General features: G+C 65.7%; 16 protein-coding genes. 8 read left to right on the top strand and 8 right to left on the bottom strand.

The genetic code is table 11. The features are described 5' to 3' along the window. Nucleotides 1-4 precede the first annotated feature (4 nt). Together DYI37_RS12625 and DYI37_RS12620 are read right to left on the bottom strand one after the other, a co-directional pair. Nucleotides 5-1,246, bottom strand: coding sequence for a metallophosphoesterase family protein (locus DYI37_RS12625; protein WP_116683625.1), 1,242 nt, complete (start codon nucleotides 1,244-1,246; stop codon nucleotides 5-7). 97 nt (nucleotides 1,247-1,343) lie between these two features. Further along, complete coding sequence (locus DYI37_RS12620; RefSeq protein ID WP_116683624.1) at nucleotides 1,344-2,249, bottom strand: DMT family transporter; 906 nt, start codon at nucleotides 2,247-2,249, stop codon at nucleotides 1,344-1,346. A gap of 103 nt (nucleotides 2,250-2,352) precedes the next feature. Here DYI37_RS12620 and DYI37_RS12615 point away from each other — a divergent pair, with 103 nt between their 5' ends. From DYI37_RS12615 to DYI37_RS12605, 3 genes are all read left to right on the top strand, one after another. Then, on the top strand, nucleotides 2,353-3,423 hold the full coding sequence (locus DYI37_RS12615; protein WP_116683623.1) for an aldose epimerase family protein: 1,071 nt from the start codon (nucleotides 2,353-2,355) through the stop codon (nucleotides 3,421-3,423). Nucleotides 3,424-3,558: 135 nt separating this feature from the next. Then, nucleotides 3,559-4,500, top strand: coding sequence for a 2-hydroxyacid dehydrogenase (locus DYI37_RS12610; protein ID WP_116683622.1), 942 nt, complete (start codon nucleotides 3,559-3,561; stop codon nucleotides 4,498-4,500). Nucleotides 4,501-4,524: 24 nt separating this feature from the next. Further along, nucleotides 4,525-5,445, top strand: a complete 921-nt coding sequence (locus tag DYI37_RS12605; protein WP_116683621.1) for an NAD(P)-dependent oxidoreductase — start codon at nucleotides 4,525-4,527, stop codon at nucleotides 5,443-5,445. A 102-nt stretch (nucleotides 5,446-5,547) separates the two neighbouring features. Here the strand turns inward: DYI37_RS12605 and DYI37_RS12600 are convergent, their stop codons facing one another. Both DYI37_RS12600 and DYI37_RS12595 read right to left on the bottom strand, forming a co-directional pair. Beyond that, a complete protein-coding gene (locus tag DYI37_RS12600; protein ID WP_116683620.1) occupies nucleotides 5,548-6,213 on the bottom strand; it encodes an SDR family NAD(P)-dependent oxidoreductase in 666 nt (221 codons plus the stop codon). 125 nt (nucleotides 6,214-6,338) lie between these two features. After that, nucleotides 6,339-7,265, bottom strand: coding sequence for a DMT family transporter (locus tag DYI37_RS12595; RefSeq protein WP_116683966.1), 927 nt, complete (start codon nucleotides 7,263-7,265; stop codon nucleotides 6,339-6,341). A gap of 213 nt (nucleotides 7,266-7,478) precedes the next feature. Between DYI37_RS12595 and DYI37_RS12590 the strand changes: the two genes are divergently transcribed. Beyond that, on the top strand, nucleotides 7,479-8,774 hold the full coding sequence (locus tag DYI37_RS12590) for an adenylosuccinate synthase (protein WP_116683619.1): 1,296 nt from the start codon (nucleotides 7,479-7,481) through the stop codon (nucleotides 8,772-8,774). A gap of 49 nt (nucleotides 8,775-8,823) precedes the next feature. Further along, a complete protein-coding gene (locus DYI37_RS12585) occupies nucleotides 8,824-10,671 on the top strand; it encodes a hypothetical protein (RefSeq protein ID WP_116683618.1) in 1,848 nt (615 codons plus the stop codon). A 179-nt stretch (nucleotides 10,672-10,850) separates the two neighbouring features. Here DYI37_RS12585 and DYI37_RS12580 read toward each other — a convergent pair whose 3' ends face one another. Continuing rightward, on the bottom strand, nucleotides 10,851-12,926 hold the full coding sequence (locus tag DYI37_RS12580; RefSeq protein WP_116683617.1) for an NAD(+) synthase: 2,076 nt from the start codon (nucleotides 12,924-12,926) through the stop codon (nucleotides 10,851-10,853). A gap of 141 nt (nucleotides 12,927-13,067) precedes the next feature. On the opposite strand from DYI37_RS12580, the gene DYI37_RS12575 reads away from it, so the two are divergent. Together DYI37_RS12575 and DYI37_RS12570 are read left to right on the top strand one after the other, a co-directional pair. Further along, entirely contained in the window at nucleotides 13,068-15,788 is a 2,721-nt protein-coding gene (locus DYI37_RS12575; protein WP_116683616.1) for a bifunctional acetate--CoA ligase family protein/GNAT family N-acetyltransferase, read from the top strand. A 5-nt stretch (nucleotides 15,789-15,793) separates the two neighbouring features. Continuing rightward, a complete protein-coding gene (locus tag DYI37_RS12570; protein WP_116683615.1) occupies nucleotides 15,794-16,249 on the top strand; it encodes a methyltransferase family protein in 456 nt (151 codons plus the stop codon). A gap of 4 nt (nucleotides 16,250-16,253) precedes the next feature. On the opposite strand, the gene chrA is transcribed toward DYI37_RS12570, so the two are convergent. Beyond that, nucleotides 16,254-17,507, bottom strand: coding sequence for a chromate efflux transporter (gene chrA / locus DYI37_RS12565; protein ID WP_116683614.1), 1,254 nt, complete (start codon nucleotides 17,505-17,507; stop codon nucleotides 16,254-16,256). Between the two features lie 76 nt (nucleotides 17,508-17,583). Further along, complete coding sequence (locus DYI37_RS12560; RefSeq protein WP_116683613.1) at nucleotides 17,584-18,030, bottom strand: DUF4112 domain-containing protein; 447 nt, start codon at nucleotides 18,028-18,030, stop codon at nucleotides 17,584-17,586. Nucleotides 18,031-18,231: 201 nt separating this feature from the next. Between DYI37_RS12560 and DYI37_RS12555 the strand changes: the two genes are divergently transcribed. After that, nucleotides 18,232-19,632, top strand: a complete 1,401-nt coding sequence (locus DYI37_RS12555; protein ID WP_116683612.1) for a cation:proton antiporter — start codon at nucleotides 18,232-18,234, stop codon at nucleotides 19,630-19,632. A gap of 24 nt (nucleotides 19,633-19,656) precedes the next feature. On the opposite strand, the gene DYI37_RS12550 is transcribed toward DYI37_RS12555, so the two are convergent. Beyond that, nucleotides 19,657-20,499, bottom strand: coding sequence for a glycoside hydrolase family 25 protein (locus tag DYI37_RS12550; RefSeq protein WP_116683611.1), 843 nt, complete (start codon nucleotides 20,497-20,499; stop codon nucleotides 19,657-19,659). Nucleotides 20,500-20,702 lie beyond the last annotated feature (203 nt).

Below are 20,702 nucleotides of genomic sequence, written 5' to 3'. Positions count from 1 at the left end.
CCGATCAGCCTCCGATTGCGGTCTTGGCGAGCAGCAGATCGCGCGCATCGCGCAGGAGGGACTGCGGATCGCCGAGGGGGTTCTCGCCGGCGCCGATCCCGCCCGGCAGGCGCGTGGTGATGGAGGCGATCACCTCATGGGTCTCGCCCAGCACCATCTCGTCCGCCATCACGGCCGCGAGCAGGGCTTCGAGATCGATCGAGGCGTCGACTGCGGGCACACTGGCCGCCTCGCGGGCCGGCAAGACGTCGATCACCAGCTTTTCCAGCCATGCGTCCGAATGAAGGTGATGGCATTCGGCCTGGATATCGTCGGCGAGCGACTGCCTGAGCGCCGAGAGCCGCCGCGAAAAGCCGCAGGTGCCGACGAGTTCGATCCGCAAGGCGATCAACCTGTCGCGCGCGGCCTCGGCATGGCTCTCGAACGCCTTCGCCACCGCGCCGGGGATCGTTCCCGGCCCCGCCTCGCTGGATATGTCGACGGTAAGCCGAAGCCAGCGCGCCTCGTCGAGAATGAGACGCTCGGTGCCCGTGACGCGTCCGTCGTCAACATGAACGAGGACCGCGCCCTTCGCCCCGGTCTCGCGGATGCTGCGGCCCTGGAGATTGCCCGGAAAGACGATATGCGGGTCTTCGCCGACGATCTCGAATTCATGCACATGACCGAGGGCCCAGTAGTCGTAGCCGCGGCTGCGAAGATCGTCGATGCTGCAGGGGGCATAGACATCGTGCGGCGGCCGGCCGTTGAGCGAGGTATGAAGGACGCCGATATTGAAGGCGCCGGGAACGGGCGCCGGATAGGCAGCGGCGAGATTTTCGCCGCTCGCCCGCTCCGCGAAACCGCGCCCGTGAAGGGCGACGGAGACCTCGTCCAGACGGATCGTCGCCGCCTTGCCGGTCGGAAACTGGTGGACGCTCCGGGGTAGCGGCACGCTCTTGGTCACGACGCTGTCGGCGTCGTGATTGCCGCGCAGGAAAACCACCGGAATGGCCGCCTGGGCGAGGCGGGCCACTTCCCGATTGAAGAACAGGCCGATCGCATTGTCCTTCCACTCGCCGTCATAGACGTCGCCGGCGATCACCACGAAGGCGACCTTGCGGGCGATCGCCTCGTCCACCAGCCGGGTGAATGCGATGCGGATCGCCTGCGCGAACCGGTCCGCGATCGCGGCATCCTTGACGGCGAGGGCCTGGAAGGGGCTGCCGAGATGGAGATCGGCGGCGTGGATGAAACTGAAGCGCGACAAGCGGCATCCTTCAAAGGTGGGCGCGGATCGAGGCGCGATCTAAACGCGCGCGGTGTATCCCGCACAAGGGGCGCGAGTGAGGTCGCGCGCTCCGGTCTCATGCGCCGGGCGGCAGAGGCGCTTCCGAAATCGTGGAGGATCGTTTCGACAACTGGCGCTCGCGGAAGAAGATGAAAAGGCCCGAGCCGATGATGACGACGCCTCCGATGAGGGTCGTTGCGGCGGGCACTTCGTCGAAGAAGACGAAACCGAAGAGCGTCGCCCAGGGCAGCATCGTATATTGGAGCGGCGCGATCGTCGCCGCATCGGCAAGCTTGAAGGCGCGTGCGATGCACAGATGCGCGACCATCGCCGTCACCCCCAGGACCGAAAGCAGGGCATAGCCCGTCACGTCGATCGGCGACCAGCTGACGAAGGAAAGGACGATGCCGGCGATCAGCGCGCCCATCATCTGCCAGAAGACGAGGACGGCATCGCCCGTCCCGCGCAGGCTGCGGGTCGTGATCATCATCAGCGCGAAGGCGAAGCTGCCGAAGATCGCGATCGTCGCACCGCCCGAGAACGAGGCGGAGGACGGCTGCAGAACGATGACGACGCCGACGAAGCCGATGAGAATCGCGGTCCAGCGCCGCGCGCCGACCCGCTCACCGAGGAGAAGCGGGGCCAGCGCCGCGACGAAGATCGGTGCGGCCAGCCAGAAGGAGAGCGTCGCGGCGAGCGGCAGAACGGACACCGCGGCATAGAACGCGGCCACTTCCGCTGTGGCCAGCGTGCTGCGAAAGGCAAGCTGCACGGGCTTGTCGACGGCGAAGAGCGACCGAAATCCGATCCGCGCGACGATGGGCAGGAGGATGAAGAGAGCGGCTAGCGAACGCAGCAGGAGAACCTGGCCGAGGGAATAGTTTCCGATCAGGAACTTGCCCAGCGCATCGTTCGCCATGAACAGGAAGATGCCGAACGACATGACCGCAATGCCCAGCATCGGTCCGTTCTTCATGGTCATCGCAGATCGCATCGAGCCTGTCCCGGAATTCGCTGTGTCGCCGTGTCCGGCGAAGCTCTGCGCGATATGATCCATGCGAGCAATAAGGAGGGGAGACAAACTGATGGCAAAGGTGACGGAGAGGCGCTTCGGAACGCTGTCGACCGGCGAGGATGCCCTGGCATTCGATCTCGAAACCGAAGGGCTGTCGGTGACGGTGGTCGGCTTCGGCGCGATGCTGCAGGCCGTTCGCGTGCTGGACCGGACGGGCCGGATCGGCGATGTCGTTCTCGGCTATGACGAGTTGCGGCCCTACGAGACCCACCCCCAGCATTTCGGCGTTTCGGTCGGGCGGTTCGCCAACCGGATCGCGCGGGGCCGGTTCACCCTCGACGGACGCGACTATCGGCTGGAGACCAATGACGGACCGAATCATCTGCATGGCGGCTCGGCGGGCTTCGGCGTCATGAACTGGCGCGTCGAGGCCGTGGAGGCGGAGAGTGCGAACCCGTCCGTGACCTTCGCGCTCTCGAGCCCCGACGGGGACGGCGGCTATCCCGGCACGCTGCACGCGACGGCTCGGTACGAGCTCACCGGGCCGGGCGAGCTCACCCTGACCTATGAGGCGGTCTCCGAAGCGCCGACGCTTTGCAACCTCACCAATCACGCCTATTTCAACCTCGGCGGCGTGCCGACGACCGAGAGCGTCGAGAACCATCATCTGACCCTTGCGGCCGATCGCTATCTGCCGGTGGACGACACCTTCATTCCGACGGGCGAGGTTCGTTCGGTGAAGGGAAGCGTCTTCGACTTCAGGAACGGGAAACGGGTCGCCGAGGGATTGCGCGACGGCAGTGAGGCGCAGATGGCGCTTGCCCGCGGCTTCGACCACTGCATGGTTCTTGCCGATGACAGCGCCCCGAGCCCGAGATTTGCGGCCCGACTCGCGGACGAGCGAAGCGGACGGGTTCTCGAATTCCTCACAACGGCTCCCGGGCTTCAGTTCTATTCGGGAAATTCGCTGTTCGGCGGGATTCCGGGAAAGGGCGGTCGCCTGACCCGGATGGGCGACGGGCTGTGCCTCGAGCCCCAGCTCTTCCCCGACGCACCGAATCAGCCGCATTTCCCGTCCGCGCGCCTCGATACGGGCGAGACCTTCCGGCAGGTGTCGATCTATCGATTCACGACCGCCTGACGAGCGCAGGGCGGCCGGATCGTTCCCATCACCCGCCCTTCGGGCGCTTTGCGCCTTTACTTCCGGGCTCTCGAAGGCAACTTGGCGGGAGCGGAGATACGAAAGACTGGCAGAGACAGCGGGAGAGGCAGGAATATGAACAAGGTTCTGGCGGTGGGGCGGTTCGATGCAGCGAGCCGGCAGGCGATCGAGGAGAAGGGTTGGCTTCGCTACGACGCGATCACCGGAGCCGCCGAAGCGGACGAGGCCGAACGGGGCGCCATAGAGGCGGTCGCCTATCTCGGCCATCACCCCTTCGGTCCCGACCTGATGGACCGCTTCCCGAACCTGCGGCTGATCTCCAATTACGGGGTCGGCTACGACGCGATCGACGTCGATGCCGCCTCGGAGCGGGGAATCAAGGTCACGAACACGCCCGATGTCCTCTCCGACGACGTGGCCGATCTTGCGGTCGCCTTGCTGCTCGCCCAATTGCGTTCGGTCATCAAGGCCGATGCCCACGTGCGCTCGGGGGCCTGGAGCCGCAAGGAGCCGTTCCCGCTTCAGCGCAAGATGAGCGGCCAGAAGGTCGGTATTCTGGGGCTCGGGCGGATCGGGGTCGAGATCGCCAGCCGGCTCGCCGCCTTCAAGATGGAGGTCCATTACTGGTCGCGCTCGCCGAAGGCCGAGGCCGCGTCCGGCTGGACCTATCACGACGATGCCCTCGCCATGATGAAGGCCGTGGACTTCGCCGTCGTCGCGCTCGTTGGCGGGGCGGCGACGGAAGGGTTCGTCACGAAGGAGATGATCGAGGCGCTCGGACCGCGCGGCGTTCTCGTCAATATTTCACGTGGAACGACCATCGACGAGGACGCCCTGATCGACGCGCTGGAGGAGGGCCGGCTCGGCGGAGCCGGGCTCGACGTCTTCCGCAACGAGCCGCATGCCCATACGCGCTTCTTCGATCTGGAGAACGTCGTTCTCCAGCCCCACCAGGCTTCGGCGACGGTCGAGACGCGGGCGGATATGGGCCGTCTGCAGCGTGACAATATCGAGGCCTATCTGGCCGGGCAGCCCTTGCTCACACCGGTGAACTGAAACGCTTCGAGGGGAAGAGCGATTATGAACGACAAACCGGCAATCGGCTTCATCGGCGTCGGCTATATGGGCCACGGCATGGCCAAGAACCTGATCCGAAAGGGGTATCACGTCTCCGTTCTCGGCAATCGCAATCGAAAGCCGGTCGAGGATCTCGTCTCGATCGGGGCGAGGGAGGCCGAAAGCCCGCGCGAACTCGCCGAGACCTCTTCGATCGTCCATCTCTGCCTGTCGAATTCGTCCCAGGTCGAAGCGGTCATGGATGGCGAAAACGGCCTTCTCGCCGGTGCGCATGAGGGCCTGATCGTGATCGATACGACGACGGCGGACCCCGATTCGACCCTCGCTCTGGCCGAAAGACTTGGCGCCAAGGGCGGAATCTTCGTCGATGCCCCGCTCGGGCGCACCCCGAAGGAGGCGGAGGAGGGCACTCTGGACTGCATGGTCGGCTGCAACGAGGACGTCTTCGAGCGGGTGAAGCCGGTCATCGAATGCTGGGCCTCCAATATCCGCCATGTCGGACCTGTCGGTTCGGGCCATAAGATGAAGCTCGTGATGAACTTCATCTCCATGGGATATGCGGCCCTCTACGCCGAGGCGGTCGTCGTCGCGGCGAAATCCGGCATCGCGCCCGGGACGGTACGCGACGTGATCGGCTCCAGCCGGCTTACGAACGGCTTCTTCGATACCTTCATGCGCTATGTCGTCGACCGCGACCTCGAAGTGCACAAGTTCACGATCGAGAACGCCTCGAAGGATCTGCGCTATCTGAACGCCATGGCCGAGGCGAACGGCGTCGACGGCAAGGTGGCGCCGGCCATGTGGCACTACTTCAAGGAAGCGGAAGCCAGCGGAGCCGGAAGCGACTACGTGACGACGATCTCCGATTACGTCGCGAGGCTCAACGGGGCCGATCTCGCCGCGATGGCGAAGACGTCCGCCTGATCCTCGGGCGACGAACCGCCGGGTCGTTCTCGTCTTTCATGGACGCATGCGGCGAAACCCCGTCCCCGCCCGGGCCCGGACGATGGGCGGGGCGGTGTCGGCTCACCATTCGATCGGTTCGTCGTTCTGGTCGAAGAACCGTCCCGTATCGCCCGGACCATGGGCGTCGAGGACCGCGACGATGTTCCGTGCGGCCTCATCGGGCTCGACGGTCTTGTGCCGTCCCTGGAACTTCGCCGTGAACGGCGTTGCCACGGTGCCCGGATGAAGCGCGAGGACGGCCGCGTCGTCATGGCTGCGCTGCATCTCGATGGCGAAGCTGCGGACATACTGGTTGAGGGCAGCCTTGGAGGCCCGGTAGGCATACCAGCCCCCGAGGCCGTTGTCGCCGATCGAGCCGACACGCGCGGACAGGACGCCGATCCGAACCGGGTGCTCGCGGGGAAGATGGGGCAGAAGATGTTTCAGCACCAGAAGCGGGCCGATGGCGTTGACCGTGAAGAGCTGCGCCAGTTCCGCCGCCTCGCATTCCGAAACCTTCTTCTCCGGCGTCTCGCGTTCGGCGGTGAGGATCCCGATCGCGATCAGGACCCGGTCGAACGGCCCTTCGATGGTCGAGAAAACCCGCTCGATGCTCCGCTCGTCGGTGACGTCCAGACCATTACGGCTGCGCGATAGCGTCACCACCTCGCCGTCCTCTCGGCAGCGATCCGCCAGAGCCGCGCCGATGCCGCCGCTGGCGCCGATGACGAGGCTTCGCTTGGTCATGACGGGGTCGTCCTTTCCGGCTCGGGCCGCGATCGCGGCAGGTCTCGATCCGGCCGTTAGCTATCGGCGCCCGCCGCACGGGCAAGCCGCGCGCATCGTCGCGGCTTGCGAAAAACGGGAAAGGGTCAGCCCGGATGGGAGGGGCCGGCGTTCTTCGCGCTGTCAGCCCAGGTTTTGCGGCCGCCCCGCTCCGCCAGGAGAATGCCGCCGATCACGAAGGCGAGCGCCAGGAGATGATAGAATTCGAGCGTCTCCCCGAGGATCAGGACGGCGAGACCGGCCCCGTAGATCGGGACGAGATTGACGAAGAGATTGGCCCGGTTCGGCCCGATCGCCTCGACGCCCTTGATGTAGAGCGATTGCGCGATGAGGGCGGGGAAGATCGCCGTGTAGAGCGCGGCCGAGGTTCCGGTGAGATCCGGCCAGATCGTGTTGCCGAGCGAATATTCGATGCCCGCGGCGAGGATCGAGGCGAGGAATGCGGCGACGGACAGGCAGAAGATCGTCGATTGCCAGGAGAGATCGGGCTTGACCCTCAACGCGACCGTATAGGCTCCGTAGACCAGCACGCCGAACAGCATGATGGCGTCGCCGACATTCAGCGAGAGCGTCAGGAGCGTCGTCACGTCGCCATGGGAGGCAGTGAGAGCGACGCCGACCAGCGTCAATCCGAAGCCCGCGACCTGATACGGGGTCACGCGGGTTCGAAAGAGAAGAAAGTTGAGGACGAAGACGACGAGCGGCATCGAGGACTGCTCGATCGTCGCGTTGATGGCCGTCGTGTAGTTGAGCGCGAGATAGAGCGAGGCGTTGAAGAGCGTGAAACCGCAGGCGCCGAGGAGGAAGAGCCTCACGAGGTGACGGCGGATGATCGGCCATTCCGCCCGCACATGGGCGATGGCGAAGGGCGCCATCAGACAACAGGCGAAGGTCCAGCGCATCAGCGTCAGGAGCATCGGCGAGACATGTCCCGCCGCGAGCTTTCCGGCCACCGCATTGCCGCCCCAGAAGAGAGTGGTGAGCGCCAGAAGGACGTAAGGATGGGAGACGATGCGAATCATGAGACGGCTTCTACCGGGGCAGAGCGCTCATGCAAACGGCACCGGCTGCAGCCCGCGCAAGCGGTGGACAAGCCTGATGGATCAGAAGGATGGGTGAACAAAAGAATCGCGTTTGGCCGTTCGCGTCTGCGAGATCGGTTCCCTATAGTGCCGTCGCCCTGTTAAGGGGCCGGTAGAACCCGTTGAAGCAGGAGTACGTTCACCATGGCCAATGTCGTCGTCGTCGGGTCCCAATGGGGCGACGAAGGAAAGGGAAAGATCGTCGATTGGCTGTCCGAGCGGGCGGATGTCGTCGTGCGATTCCAGGGCGGCCACAATGCCGGCCACACGCTGGTCATCGATGGCGTGTCCTACAAACTGTCCCTTCTGCCCTCCGGCATCGTGCGTGAAGGCAAGCTCTCGGTCATCGGCAACGGCGTCGTCTTCGATCCCCATGCCTTCGTCGCGGAGAAGGCACGGCTCGAGGGGCAGGGGGTCAAGATCGGGCCCGACAATCTGCGCATCGCAGATAACGCCGCGCTGATCCTGTCCATCCACCGCGAACTCGACGCCGCGCGCGAGAATGCCGCCGCCAAGGGCATGAAGATCGGCACCACGGGGCGCGGCATCGGGCCGGCCTATGAGGACAAGGTCGGACGCCGGGCGATCCGCGTGATGGATCTCGCCAATATCGACGGTCTGCCGGCCCGCATCGAGCGACTGCTCGCCCACCACAACGCGCTGAGGCGCGGTCTCGGCGAACCCGAGATCAAGCATGCGGACATCCTCGAGGAGCTGACCAGCGTCGCGGCGCAGATCACGCCCTATATCGACCGCGTGTGGCGCCTCCTCGACAATTGCCGCAAGAGCGGCGAGCGCATCCTGTTCGAGGGCGCGCAGGGCTCGCTCCTCGATATCGACCACGGCACCTATCCCTTTGTGACCTCGTCCAACACCGTCGCCGGCCAGGCGGCCGCGGGTTCGGGAACCGGGCCGGGGCAGGTTGGCTACGTTCTCGGCATCACGAAGGCCTATACGACCCGTGTCGGCGAGGGTCCGTTCCCGAGCGAGCAGAAAAACGAGATCGGCCGTTTCCTCGGCGAGCGCGGCCACGAGTTCGGAACGGTCACGGGGCGCGAACGCCGCTGCGGCTGGTTCGATGCGGTGCTCGTGCGACAGGCGGTCGCGATCAACGGCCTGTCGGGTCTGGCGCTGACCAAGCTCGACGTCCTGGACGGTCTCGACGAGATCAAGGTCGTCACCGGCTACCGGCTCAATGGCGAGGAGATCGACTATCTTCCGGCGAGTGTCTCCGACCAGCAGGCCCTGGAGCCGATCTACGAGACCCTGCCCGGCTGGAGCGAGACCACGCGCGGCGCCCGCCGCTGGAGCGATCTGCCGGCACAGGCCGTGAAGTATGTCCGCCATATCGAGGAGCTGGTTTCGGCCCCTGTCGCACTGCTGTCGACCTCGCCCGAGCGGGACGACACGATACTTGTTCGCGATCCGTTTCAGGATTAAACTTCAACGGGATCAATCGAAGCTTTGATGAACCAGGTTATAGCGTTTCATGGCTGACTTGAGCGGCGTACTCCGCAAGACGATCGACGGTCTGCCGCGGTCGACGCCTGACATGCGGGCACGCGTCTACGAGAAGGCGCGGGCCGCTATTCAGCGTCAGATTCAGGCCGCCAATCCGCCCCTGTCGCCGGAGGTCGCGGATGCGAGGCTCGCCGCGCTCGAGGATGCGATCGGGCGCACCGAGGATCATTACGTCGAGCTGGAGAACGGCCCGTCGATCGATCCCGAGGAGACCGCAGTTCCGCCGGAACCGGAACCTTCGGGCGATGACGCGGACGCGGACGATCGCGCTCACCACGACTACACGCCCGCCGAGGCCAGAAGCTCGACCGACGAGACGATCCAGGCCGAAGTCGTTCAGGATCGTCTGGAAGAGGCGCCGCTTGCGCCGACCCCGGGCGTCTCGACCTATCGGGGCGAGGGGTTGCCCCGCAGCGATGATTACGGCGTCCATACCGGCCGGTCGAACTGGGGTGCGCCGTCGTCGGAGGCGAGCGGCACGCACGAGGCCGATGCCTACGAGGACGACCGCCGCCGTTACGAGGACGATCGCTATTCCGCCCGCACCGCAACGGGTTTTGCCGGCGCAGCCGCCGGAGCCACGACGGCCGAGGCGGATGCTGCGGCCTATGCCGATTATTCGCACGACGACCGGCACCCGGACGAACGGAACGAAGACCGCGAGAGCTTCGAACTGGACCGCCAGGGCTATTCGGGCGACTTCGATGGTTCGGTGTCCATCCCCGAGGCCGATGTCTCGGGTCCCGCTTATGTTCCCCCGCGTGAGGCCAGACATGGCAATCGCGGTGGGTCGATGGCCGCGATCCTGTCCCTCGTGGTGATCGTCGGGGGCCTGGGTGCCGTCGCATGGTTCTACGGCGACGAGATTTCCGGCGCGATCCTGGGCGAAGACCAGACCACGGTCGCGGACGGCGCCGCGACGGACGGCACGGACGCCACGCAGACGGCTGCTGGCGATGGAAGCGCCGCAACTTCGCAACCCGGAGCGCAGAGCGAAGGCACGCGGCAGTTCACCCAGCGCCTGCTGCCCGACGGCAGCGAGGTGGACGAGGGTCCTGCGGAGCGTGAAGAGAACCAGTTCGGCGAGGGAACGGACGTCGCGGCTGCCTCGGTGGCCGAGGATGCGGCGAGCGAGGGAACCAGCCCGACCGTCTCGAGCGAGATCGGCCAGGAGCCGCAGGTCGTCGGGGGCGAGACCCCGGAAACGGCGGCGAGCGCCGAGGGAGCCGAACCCGCACCCACGACATCCCAGGCCGATCCCTCCGTTCCCGTCGCCCAGCGTGCCGTCTTCTATCAGGAGCGGACCGGCGAACAGCCGGGGACGCAGGAGACCGGCAATGTGGTCTGGTCCGTCGTCCAGGAACCGCCGATTGAGGGCCAGCCGCCCGAGCCGGCGATCCGGGCCGTTGCGGATATCCCCGAAGAGAACATGACGATGACGATGACGATCCGGCGCAATGCCGATCCGACATTGCCGGCGAGCCATGTCATCGAATTGCTCTTCGATACGCCCGACAATTTCCCGGGAGGCGATGTCGCGACCGTCCAGCGCCTCGCATTGAAGCAGACCGAACAGGCGCGCGGCGAACCGTTGATCGGCGTTGCGGGCAAGATCTCCGACGGTTTCTTCATCATCGCGCTCAACAATCTCGACCAGGCCGTTCAGAACAATCTGGCCCTGCTCGAGGATCAGGAATGGATCGACATTCCGATTGCCTACGCGACCGGACGCCGCGCTCTCGTCTCGATCGAGAAGGGATTGCCCGGCGACCGGGTTTTCAAGGAAGCGATCCAGTCCTGGGACAATCGAACCTGAGACCGGCGCCGCCGAGCCGAACGGCCCGGCGGCGTTCGTGCATCTCACGCAACCCCGCTCTCACCGAACATATCCAATGGATAGGCTGAACGCGCCCGCGATGCCGACACGTGGTGAAGATCGGACCGGCGGCGCGTTTCCCATCGTCTGCCGTCCCGTTCCTCCGCCGCGTCCGGCCATCATCCCCGGCCCAGAGCCTCGCGCAATTCCGCAAGCCAGAGATCGGCGCGGCCGTCGGACGGCGCACGCCAGTCGCCACGCGGCGACAGGCTTCCGCCCGCCGAGACCTTCGGGCCATTCGGCAGGGCCGATCGCTTGAACTGGGAGGTCTGGAAGAAGCGGAAGAGAAATTTCTCGAGCCAGTGAGCGATGGTGTCGAGATCGTAGGCATTCTTCTTCGCATCCGGGAACTTGTGGGGCCAGCTGCCACCATCGACCGAATGCCAGGCCTGATGAGCGAGGAAGGCGACCTTCGACGGACGCAATCCGTATCTCAGGATGTGGAAGAGGAAGAAGTCGTTGAGTTCGTAGGGCCCGATCTTCTCCTCGGTGCTCTGCAGTCCGCCCGGCGCATCCTGGGGAACGAGCTCGGGCGAAATCTCGGTGTCGAGAATCGCGTCCAGCACCGCGTCCGTCTGCGCGTCGAACTGGTTCGAGGCGATGCACCAGCGGATCAGATACTGAATGAGGGTCTTCGGAACGCCGGTGTTGACCGCGTAGTGGCTCATCTGGTCGCCGACGCCATAGGTGCACCAGCCGAGCGCGAGTTCCGACAGGTCGCCGGTTCCCACCACGAAGCCGCCGCGCTGATTGGCGAGGCGGAAGAGATAATCGGTCCGAAGACCCGCCTGAACGTTCTCGAAGGTGATGTCGTAGACCGGCTCCCCGTCCGAGAACGGATGGTTCATGTCGGCGAGAAGCTGCCGCGCCGCCGGCCGGATGTCGATTTCCTCGGCGGTGACGCCCATCGCCTTCATCAGTGTCCAGGCGTTCGAACGCGTGGTCTCGCCGGTGGCAAATCCGGGCATCGTGAAGCAGAGGATGTTCGAGCGCGGAACCTTCATCCGGTCGCAGGCCTTGGCCGCGACGACGATGGCATGGGTCGAGTCGAGACCGCCCGAAATGCCGATGACCATGGTGTCGCCGGGGGTCGCCCTGTAGCGCGTGACGAGGCCCTCGACCTGGATGTTGAAGGCTTCGTAGCAGTCCTCGTCGAGCCGGCCCGCATCGTTCGGCACGAAGGGATAGCGCCGGATGGGCCGCTTCAGCGCATCGGCGAGCATCGCGGGCCGATGTTCGAAGGAGATCTTTCGAAACCGCTTTTCCGGATGGGCCCGGCGCGCGGCGGCATCGTTGAAGGTCGGCATGCGCAGTCTTTCCTGCGTGATCCGATCCACGTCGATATCGCAGACGAGGAGATCGTTCGCATGGGAGAAGCGCTCGGAGGCCGCCATCTCGTCACCGAGTTCGTAGATGCCTCCTTGGCCGTCCCAGGCCAGATCCGTCGTGCTCTCGCCGTGACCCGCCGCCGAATAAACATAGGCCGCGAGGCAGCGCATGGACTGGGACGCGGAGAGAAGATGACGATCGCGGCTCTTGCCGATCGTGATGTTGGAGGCCGAAAGGTTGCACAGGATCGTCGCCCCGGCGAGTGCGCCGTCGATCGAGGGCGGGAAGGGGCTCCAGTAATCCTCGCAGATCTCGGCGTGCACCGTGAAGCCGGGAAGATCCTCGGCAGCGAACAGAAGATCGGGGCCGAAGGGAACGGACAGTCCGGCGAGCGACATCGTGAGACCATCCATGCCGTCGCCGGAGGCGAACCAACGCTTTTCGTAATATTCCCGGTAGTTCGGAAGGAAGATCTTCGGAACGACGCCGAGGATCCTGCCGCGATGGATGGCGACGGCGGTGTTGTATAGGCGTCCCGCACGCTTCAGGACGGCGCCGACGAGAAGCAGCGGCGCAAGGCCTGCCGTCGAACGGGCGAGGGCGACGAGCTGCCGCTCGGTCTCTTCGCAGAGAACCTCCTGAAGATGGAGATCGTCATTGGCGTATCCCGACAGGCTGAGTTCGGGGAATACGACGAGATCTGCCTTGGCCTTCGCCGCCTCCTGGGCCTGGGCGAGGATCGCGGCCCCGTTGAAGGCGGGATCGGCATTGCGAACCGGCGGGGTCGCGACGGCGATCCGCACGAAGCCGTGGCGGTGGATGTCGAAGAATGCGTCCGGAACGGTGCGGGCCTCGGTATCGGTCATTCTGTCGCTCTCGTCCGGCCGGTTGATCGGGGCCCCGCTATAGCAGCCGGTGGAGATTCTGCGAACCGAGCGGCCATGCGCTCTGCGTAACCCTGCCGCTCCCCGTTGGACGAGCGCCCGGCACGGGACCATCTTGTCGCCATGAGCACCCGAAACTTCGATAAACTCTTCCGTCCGAACTCCATCGCGCTGGTGGGCGCGAGCGAGACGCCCGGCTCGGTCGGCAGCGTTCTCATGCACAATCTCGCCTCCAGCGGATTTGCGGGACGGATCATGCCGGTCAACCCGCATCGAAGTTCGGTTCATTCGCTCCCGAGCTTCGCCAGCATCCCGGAGCTCCCGGAGGTGCCCGATCTCGCGATCGTTGCCGTGAAGGCGCCGCTCGTCCTCGAAACCATTCGGCAGCTTTGCGAGAAGGGGTGCCGCGCGGCCGTCGTCGTCTCCTCCGGCTTCGGCGCCGCCGACGAGACCGATCTCGTCTTTCAGGACGTTCTCGATATCGCCGGCTCGTGCCTGATGCGCATTCTCGGCCCCAATTCCATGGGCTTTGCGGCCCCGCACCTGAAGCTGAATGCAAGCTTTGCCGCACGAACGCCGCAGGCGGGCGGCATCGCGCTCGTCAGTCAGTCGGGCGCCATCATCAATGCCATGCTCGACTGGGCCGAAGAGCGGGAGATCGGCTTCTCCCACGTGGTCTCGCTGGGCGATATGAGCGATGTCGACTTCGGCGACATGCTCGATTTCCTCGCCGGCGATCGGCGCACCCGGGCGATCTTCCTATACGCCGAGAACATCACGCAGGCGAAGAAGTTCATGTCGGCCGCGCGCATCGCGGCCCGTTCGCGGCCCGTCATCGTCATGAAGGCCGGCCGCAGCGAGGCCGGCTCGCGGGCCGCGCTCAGCCATACCGGCGTGCTTGCGGGCAGCGATCTCGTCTATGGCGCGGCCTTCGACCGGGCGGGCCTCCTGCGCGTCAACAAGATCGAGGAGGTGTTCGAGGCGGCCGAGACGCTCGCGACCGGTCTTCGCATCCGCGGCGACGGGCTGACGGTCGTCACCAATGGCGGTGCGGCGGGCATTCTCGCAGTCGACGCGCTGGAGGCTTACGGCGGCACCCTGAAGCCGCTCGACGAGGAAACGCGCAGCGCCCTCGACGCGGTTCTGCCGAAGGGATGGTCGCGAGCCAATCCCATCGACATTCTCGGCGATGCGGGACCGGAGCGATATCGTGCGGTTCTCGACGTTCTCGCCGAGCGTGACGGACAGGGCGCCGTCTTTGCCATCCATTGCCCTCAGGCGATCGTCGATCCGGTAGCGGTGGCGCAGGAGCTCGTCCGGTTCAAGCAGGATCGGCGCACCTTGCCGCTGATCGCCAACTGGCTGGGCGCCCGCAATGGCCGCTCTGTGCGCGAGATCCTGACGAGCGGCGGCATCGCGACCTTCGAGACCCCCTCGAAGGCCGTCCGGGCCTTCACCCATCTCGTCCGCTACCAGGCGAACCAGAGGGATCTCATCGAAACGCCGGAGGCCGGCATCTACATTTCGAGCTTCGCCATCGAAGCGGCACACGACCTCATCGCGTCGGTTCTCGGCGAGGGTCGATCCGTGATGACCGAGCCCGAGAGCAAACGTCTTCTCGAAATCTTCGACATTCCCACCGTGCGAACGGTCATCGCCACCGATGCCGACGACGCGGCAGCGAAGGCGGCTGACATCGACGGGCCGATCGCCCTGAAGATCGTCTCGCCCGACATCGCGCACAAGTCCGACCATGGCGGGGTGCGCCTCGACCTCAGGGGACCGCAGGCGGTCCGCGAAGCCGCGCGCGAGATGCTCGATCGCATCGGCCGGGACCTGCCGGAGGCCCGTATCCTCGGTCTCAGCGTGCAGCCCATGGCGAAGACCCGGGACGGGCTGGAGGTTCTCGCGGGGATCGCGACTGATGCGACCTTCGGTCCGGTCGTCCTGTTCGGTCGGGGCGGGCGCGCAGCCGAGGTGATCGCTGACCGCTCCGTCGGTTTCCCGCCGCTCAATTCTGCGCTCGCCCGGCGCATCGTCGAGAAGACACGGGTCGCGCGCCGCCTTGCAGGCTACGGAAACGTGCCGGCAGCCCCGATGGGCATGATCGTCGACATTCTGGTGCGTCTTTCCGAAATCGCGGTTCACGTGCCTGAGATCGTCGAACTCGACATCAATCCGCTTCTCGTCCAGGGCGAAGCCGTTCTCGCTCTGGACGCCCATATCGCCGTTCGCCCGGTTCCAAAGGATGCCGACCGCCTCGCGATCCGGCCTTATCCGTTCGCCCTGGAGCGCGCGGTCGACCTCAAGAGCGGCGAACGCTTCCTCATGAGGCCGATCCGGCCGGACGACGAGAACGCGCTTGCCGAAATGGTCGCAAAGACCCATGCCGAGGACCTGCGCCTGCGGTTCATGGGCCCGATGAAGCAGATGCCCCACCAGATGTCGGCGCGATTCTCGCAGATCGACTACGACCGCGAGATGGCCTTCGTCGCCGTCGAGCCGGGCGTGGCCTACGGAACGGGCGAGATCTTCGGCGTCGTCAGGCTGATCGCCGATCCCGAGAACGAGGAAGCCGAATATGCCGTGCTCGTTCGCTCGGATATGAAGGGGAAGGGGCTCGGCTACGCGCTGATGAACGCGATTCTCGACTATGCGAGCCAGCGCGGCCTGAAGCGGGTCTACGGAGAGATCCTGAGGGAGAACACGAACATGATCCGAATGGCTCGCAATCTCGGCTTCGAACGGGAAGGGGCCGAACCCGGCTCGGACGTCGCCCATGTGGTGTTCGATGTCGCCAAGCGGGAGCGGGACGCTTCCTTAGAGACGCTGGGCGGGGCCTGAGATCCATGGGGATGAGACAGCGGTTTCCCGATCTCCCGCCCGTCTGGGCGATCGGATTCTTCGCAGCCGAATGGCTTGCGGCTCTTTATGTCCCGATCAACGTCTTCGGCTCCCCGATCTCGGCGGCGCTCGGCCTCGTCCTCGCCTGTCTCGGCCTCGGTCTCGCAGGCTGGGCCGCGTTCTGGTTTGCGCGCAAGAAGACGGCGATCGAGCCCGGCGAGACGCCGAGCGCGCTCATCGTCGAAGGACCGTTCCGGATCAATCGCAATCCGATCTATACCGGGATGACCCTGGTTCTCCTCGGTCTGGCATTGTGGCTCGGAGCGTTGAGTTCCGCGATCGTCGCGCTCGGTTTCCCGTTCCTCATCACCGCCCGCTTCGTGCGCGCGGAGGAACGCGGCCTGCGATCGGCTTTCGGCCGGGCGACCGACGATTACTTCGCGCGGACCCGGCGATGGTGAGCGGCTAGGCGAGAAGGAAAGGCCCAGCGCAGGCCGCGACGCCGACGACGAGGACGGGCGGAAGCTTCCAGACGGTGAGCATGACGAAGAGCAGTGCCGCGAGCGCGAAGGCTTGCAGATCGAGGATCGCGCTCGTGAAGACCGGATCGTAGAGCGCGGCTGCGAGAATGCCGACCACGGCGGCATTCGCCCCGCTCAGCGCCGTTCGTGCCTTTGCCGAGGACGAGATCGCCGACCAGAACGGAAGGATGCCGATGAGAAGAAGCATTCCCGGCATGAAGACGGCGATGAGGGCGAGCGCGCCCCATGAGGGTCCGTCGGCTGTCGTGCCGAGGAAGGCGGCAAAGGTGAAGAGCGGGCCGGGCACGGCCTGCGCCGCGCCATAGCCTGCGAGGAACGCCTCCTTCGATACGAAACCCGTCGCGACGGTTTCGGCCTCGAGCAACGGAAGGACGACGTGACCCCCACCGAACACGAGGGCGCCCGCGCGGTAGATGCCGGCCAGGAACTCGCCGAGCGGATCGATCCCGGCGAGTATCGGGCCTGCCAGAAGAAGCACGAGGAAGACGGTCAGGCAGATCGCGGCGAGGCTGCGGGATATGGTGGTCGAGATCGCGGGTGCCTCGGGCTGGACCGCCACGCCGGGCAGGATGGCGAGACCGAGGACGACGCCGGCACAGATTGCCGTGACCTGACCGAAGGCCCCCGGCATCCAGGCGAGGATCGCGATGGCGAGGACCGCGATCCCGGCCCGTTTCGGGTCCGGTGTCAGATTGCGTGCCATTCCGAGAAGCGCATGGGCGACCACCGCGACGGCGGCGACCTTCAGCCCGCCGATGATCTCGGCGCCGATCCCGTCACTCGCGAGGCCGGCTCCGAGAGCGAACAACATCAGGGCGAGAGCGGAGGGAATCGTGAATGCGGTCCAGGCGAGACATGCGCCAAGGAGGCCGCCACGCGAGAAGCCGATCGCAAAGCCGACCTGGCTCGACGCGGGGCCGGGCAGGAACTGGCACAGGGCGACGAGATCGGCATAGGCCCGGTCGGTAAGCCAGCGCCGGCGCACGACGAAGGCTTCCCGGAAGTAGGCGAGATGGGCGATCGGTCCGCCGAACGCGGTCAGTCCAAGAACCAGGAAGGCGCGGAAGATCTCGCCGTGGTCGGGCGCCTCCACCGCCGTAGCGCCTGCAGAGGTTTCGGCGATCGTGCGAGGACCGCTCGATCGCCCGTCCTCGTCCTGTCCGGAAAATCCCACCATCGGCGACCGATCTCACATCCTGATGACGAGGATACGACAGGCCGGAGCCTTTCGCCCGGGACCGCGCAGAGGCCGGCTAGCGCCTGTCCTTTCGGCCGGGCGTGATGTCCTTCATGCGCGAGATATCCATCTCGTCGTCGTCGATGACATCGACGAGATGCTCCTCGCCGAAATGTTCGAGAATGATCTGAAGGTTTCGGCGGCTCGCCTTGAAATAGACGTCGAACACGCTGCCCAGGATCGGGATCGAGCCGACGACCGTATCCACGCCCACATTGCCCACCATGCGCGCCAGCTTGTCCTTGGGCATGCCGAGGCGGCGTGCTTCGTTGACGGCCCAGAGCTGCACGACGGCAGCGCCGGAATCGCCGATGACGGGAAGCAGGCCGACGATCGCATCGCCGCCGAAGCGGATCCCCGTCCCCGGAATCCGCAGGGCGGTGTCCATGAAGCGGGCGATCTTGGCGACGCGCTTCAATCGGCGGAGCTGGTCGGGCGTCAGCCTTCGTGTGGCCTCGGGCATTCGGTCTGGTCCTGTGCAATTCGGTTGCTTGCCGATATGGGAAGGCCGTGCCCGTTCACCAAACCGTGTCGGCCCCGGCGACCGGAAATCGCTCTGCCGGCGGCGCCCCCGAGTGACAGGGCGACGGGGAGTGCCCGCCTTTCATGACCTGTGCCGCGGGCGAGGGGGAACGGAAACGCGGAACGACTATCTGGAGGACCTATGGAACATGCGGCCCAACAAGCCCACGGGACCGGCCTGACGGAGATCGCGTTCGTCATCGTGATGGCGGTGTCGGTCGGCATTCTCCTCATGCGCCTGAAGCAGCCGCCACTCGTCGGCTTCATCCTGGCCGGCATCATCCTCGGTCCGTCCGGCGTCGGCGTCGTCGATGCCTCGAACGAGGACATCACGATGCTCGCCGAGATGGGCGTCTTGATGCTTCTGTTCTTCATCGGCATGGAGCTGTCGCTGAAGGCGTTCGTCGCGTCCCTGAGACCAGCGATCCTCATTGCGGGCGGTCAGCTCGGCGCCGCCATGGCGATTTCCTTCGGGCTGATGGCGATCTCCGACGCGTCGCTTGCCGAAGCGATCATTCTCGGCTTCATCATCGCGCTCTCCTCGACGGTCGTGGCGATGAAGATGCTCGACGATATCGGCGAGCTGCGCTCGCAGCCCGGGCGCATCGCGGTCGCGGTCCTGATCGCGCAGGATCTCGCGGTCGTGCCCATGCTGATGATCGCGACCTCTTTGGGCGGTGACGGCATGGACGCGGCCGGCTGGATCGGCCTCTCCATCAAGATCGCGGTCTCGGTCGCCGTCCTCGCCTGGCTGCTCTGGTATCTGGGAAACCGCTCGAAATTGAAGCCCCGCTTCGCGGCGGCCGTCGAGGGCAATGTGGAGATGCTGGCCCTCGGCGCGCTGGCCTTCTGCTTCGGAGCGGCGGCGATCTCGGGTTTTGCCGGTCTGTCGCCGGCCTATGGCGCGTTCATCGCAGGCCTGATCGTCGGCGCGTCCTCGCTGCGCTCGTCGGTGATCCATGTGGTCGAACCGATCCAGGCCATCCTTCTCGTGGTCTTCTTCCTCTCCATCGGCCTCCTGATCGATATCGATTACATCCAACGCGAATGGGTGCTTGTGCTCACCGCGAGCATCTTCGTGGTCGTCGCAAAGAGCGCCTGGAACATCGCGCTGATCCGCCTCGCCGGTCTGCCGCACAAGACGGCGGTGGAGGCCGGCCTGTCCATGGCGCAGATCGGCGAATTCTCCTTCGTGCTGGCGGCGGCGGCCTTCGCTTCGGGTGCGATCGGGATGGACGTCTACCGTCTGGCGCTTGCCGTCACGGCCGTCTCGCTGCTCGTATCGCCGGCCTGGATGATCGTGATGCGGGCGATCGAGGGGGAGGCGCGGTTCGGCTACGCGGAGTTCAAGTCCGCGCTCGCGGAGCTTCTGAACGATCAGGTGGAGACGGTGGGGGATGCGGGCCTCGCATTGCGCGTGCGCCTGCGCGCGCTGCGCCGCGCCGTGAACCGGCGCCGCAAGGCCAAGGCGCTGGCGCGTTCGAAGGCGAGCGAGGAGCGCGCCTCTCCTCCGGAGACGGACGAGCGCCCGATGGCGCCCTGACTGCTCTTCACCTGCGCCGAGACCTCAGCCGCGCGTGTGGTGGCGCAGCCATTTCTGCCAGTCGTCGCGGGTGCCGGCGAAGACGTTCTTGTCCACGCCGCCGCGAATGCCCGGCACCGTTCCGCTTTCCGTATACTGCCAGAACCGGAATTTGCGCCGCTCGTAGACATTGTCCGGATGATCGGCGACGGCTCGGGCCCAGATCTCGTGGGTGTTGGTCGCATCCACCCAGCGCTCGCGATGAACGTCGATCGGAATGTAGAGGACGGGCCGCTGCCCGTAATGGCGCTCGAGCTTGTCGGCCATGGCCATCACTTCGCGGATCAGGTTCTCGCGGGCCGGGCGGGCGGTGCAGGTCGGCGAGAACGGCGTCCACTCGACGTCGATCACCGGCGGCAGGGCGCGCGGGTCCTTCGGCACGTTGCGGATGAACCAGTCGGCCTGCTCCACGCCGGAGCGGCAGTGATACCAGAAATGATAGGCGCCGCGAGGCACGCCTGCGCGGGCTGCGCCGTTCCAGTTGTCCATGAAGCGGCTGTCGAGCATGTCGCCGCCTTCGGTGGATTTCAGGTAGGCGAATTCGATCCCACCCGCGCGCACCGCGTTCCAGTCGATCGTGCCCTGATATTTCGACACGTCGATGCCGTGCACCGGGTAGTCGGATGGCTTCTGGCCCTTGAACTCGCTGAGCGCGATGCCCGGATAGCCGAGGCCCAGCGATTCGGTGCTGAGCGGCATCGAGGAACTGCAGGCGGAGAGGAAGAGGGCGAGAACACCGGCAGCGAGTGCGCCTGCGGGGCGGCGGCCCGTCCCGTGACGTGCGAACGGGCGCCCGTGCCCGGTCGTCGACGATCTGCTGTCGGCCATTCCTTCCCCCATCGATAGCTGTCTGACGCCGACACCCTCTCCGGGAAAACGGCGGAAATATTGCGGTCGCCTCCGTTCTGCCATGCCGGCCTGTCGCGGAACGGGACTCTCACGCGTTCAGGCATCGAAGACGCGATCCGTCGTGGCCTTCGCTGTGCATAGCGGGTATGTTTCCCGGCCGGCTTTGTGTTGAAAGGCTGGGC

Source organism: Fulvimarina endophytica, from assembly GCF_003403015.1.
GTDB lineage: Bacteria > Pseudomonadota > Alphaproteobacteria > Rhizobiales > Rhizobiaceae > Fulvimarina > Fulvimarina endophytica.
This window is presented reverse-complemented; position numbering and strand designations above follow the sequence as displayed.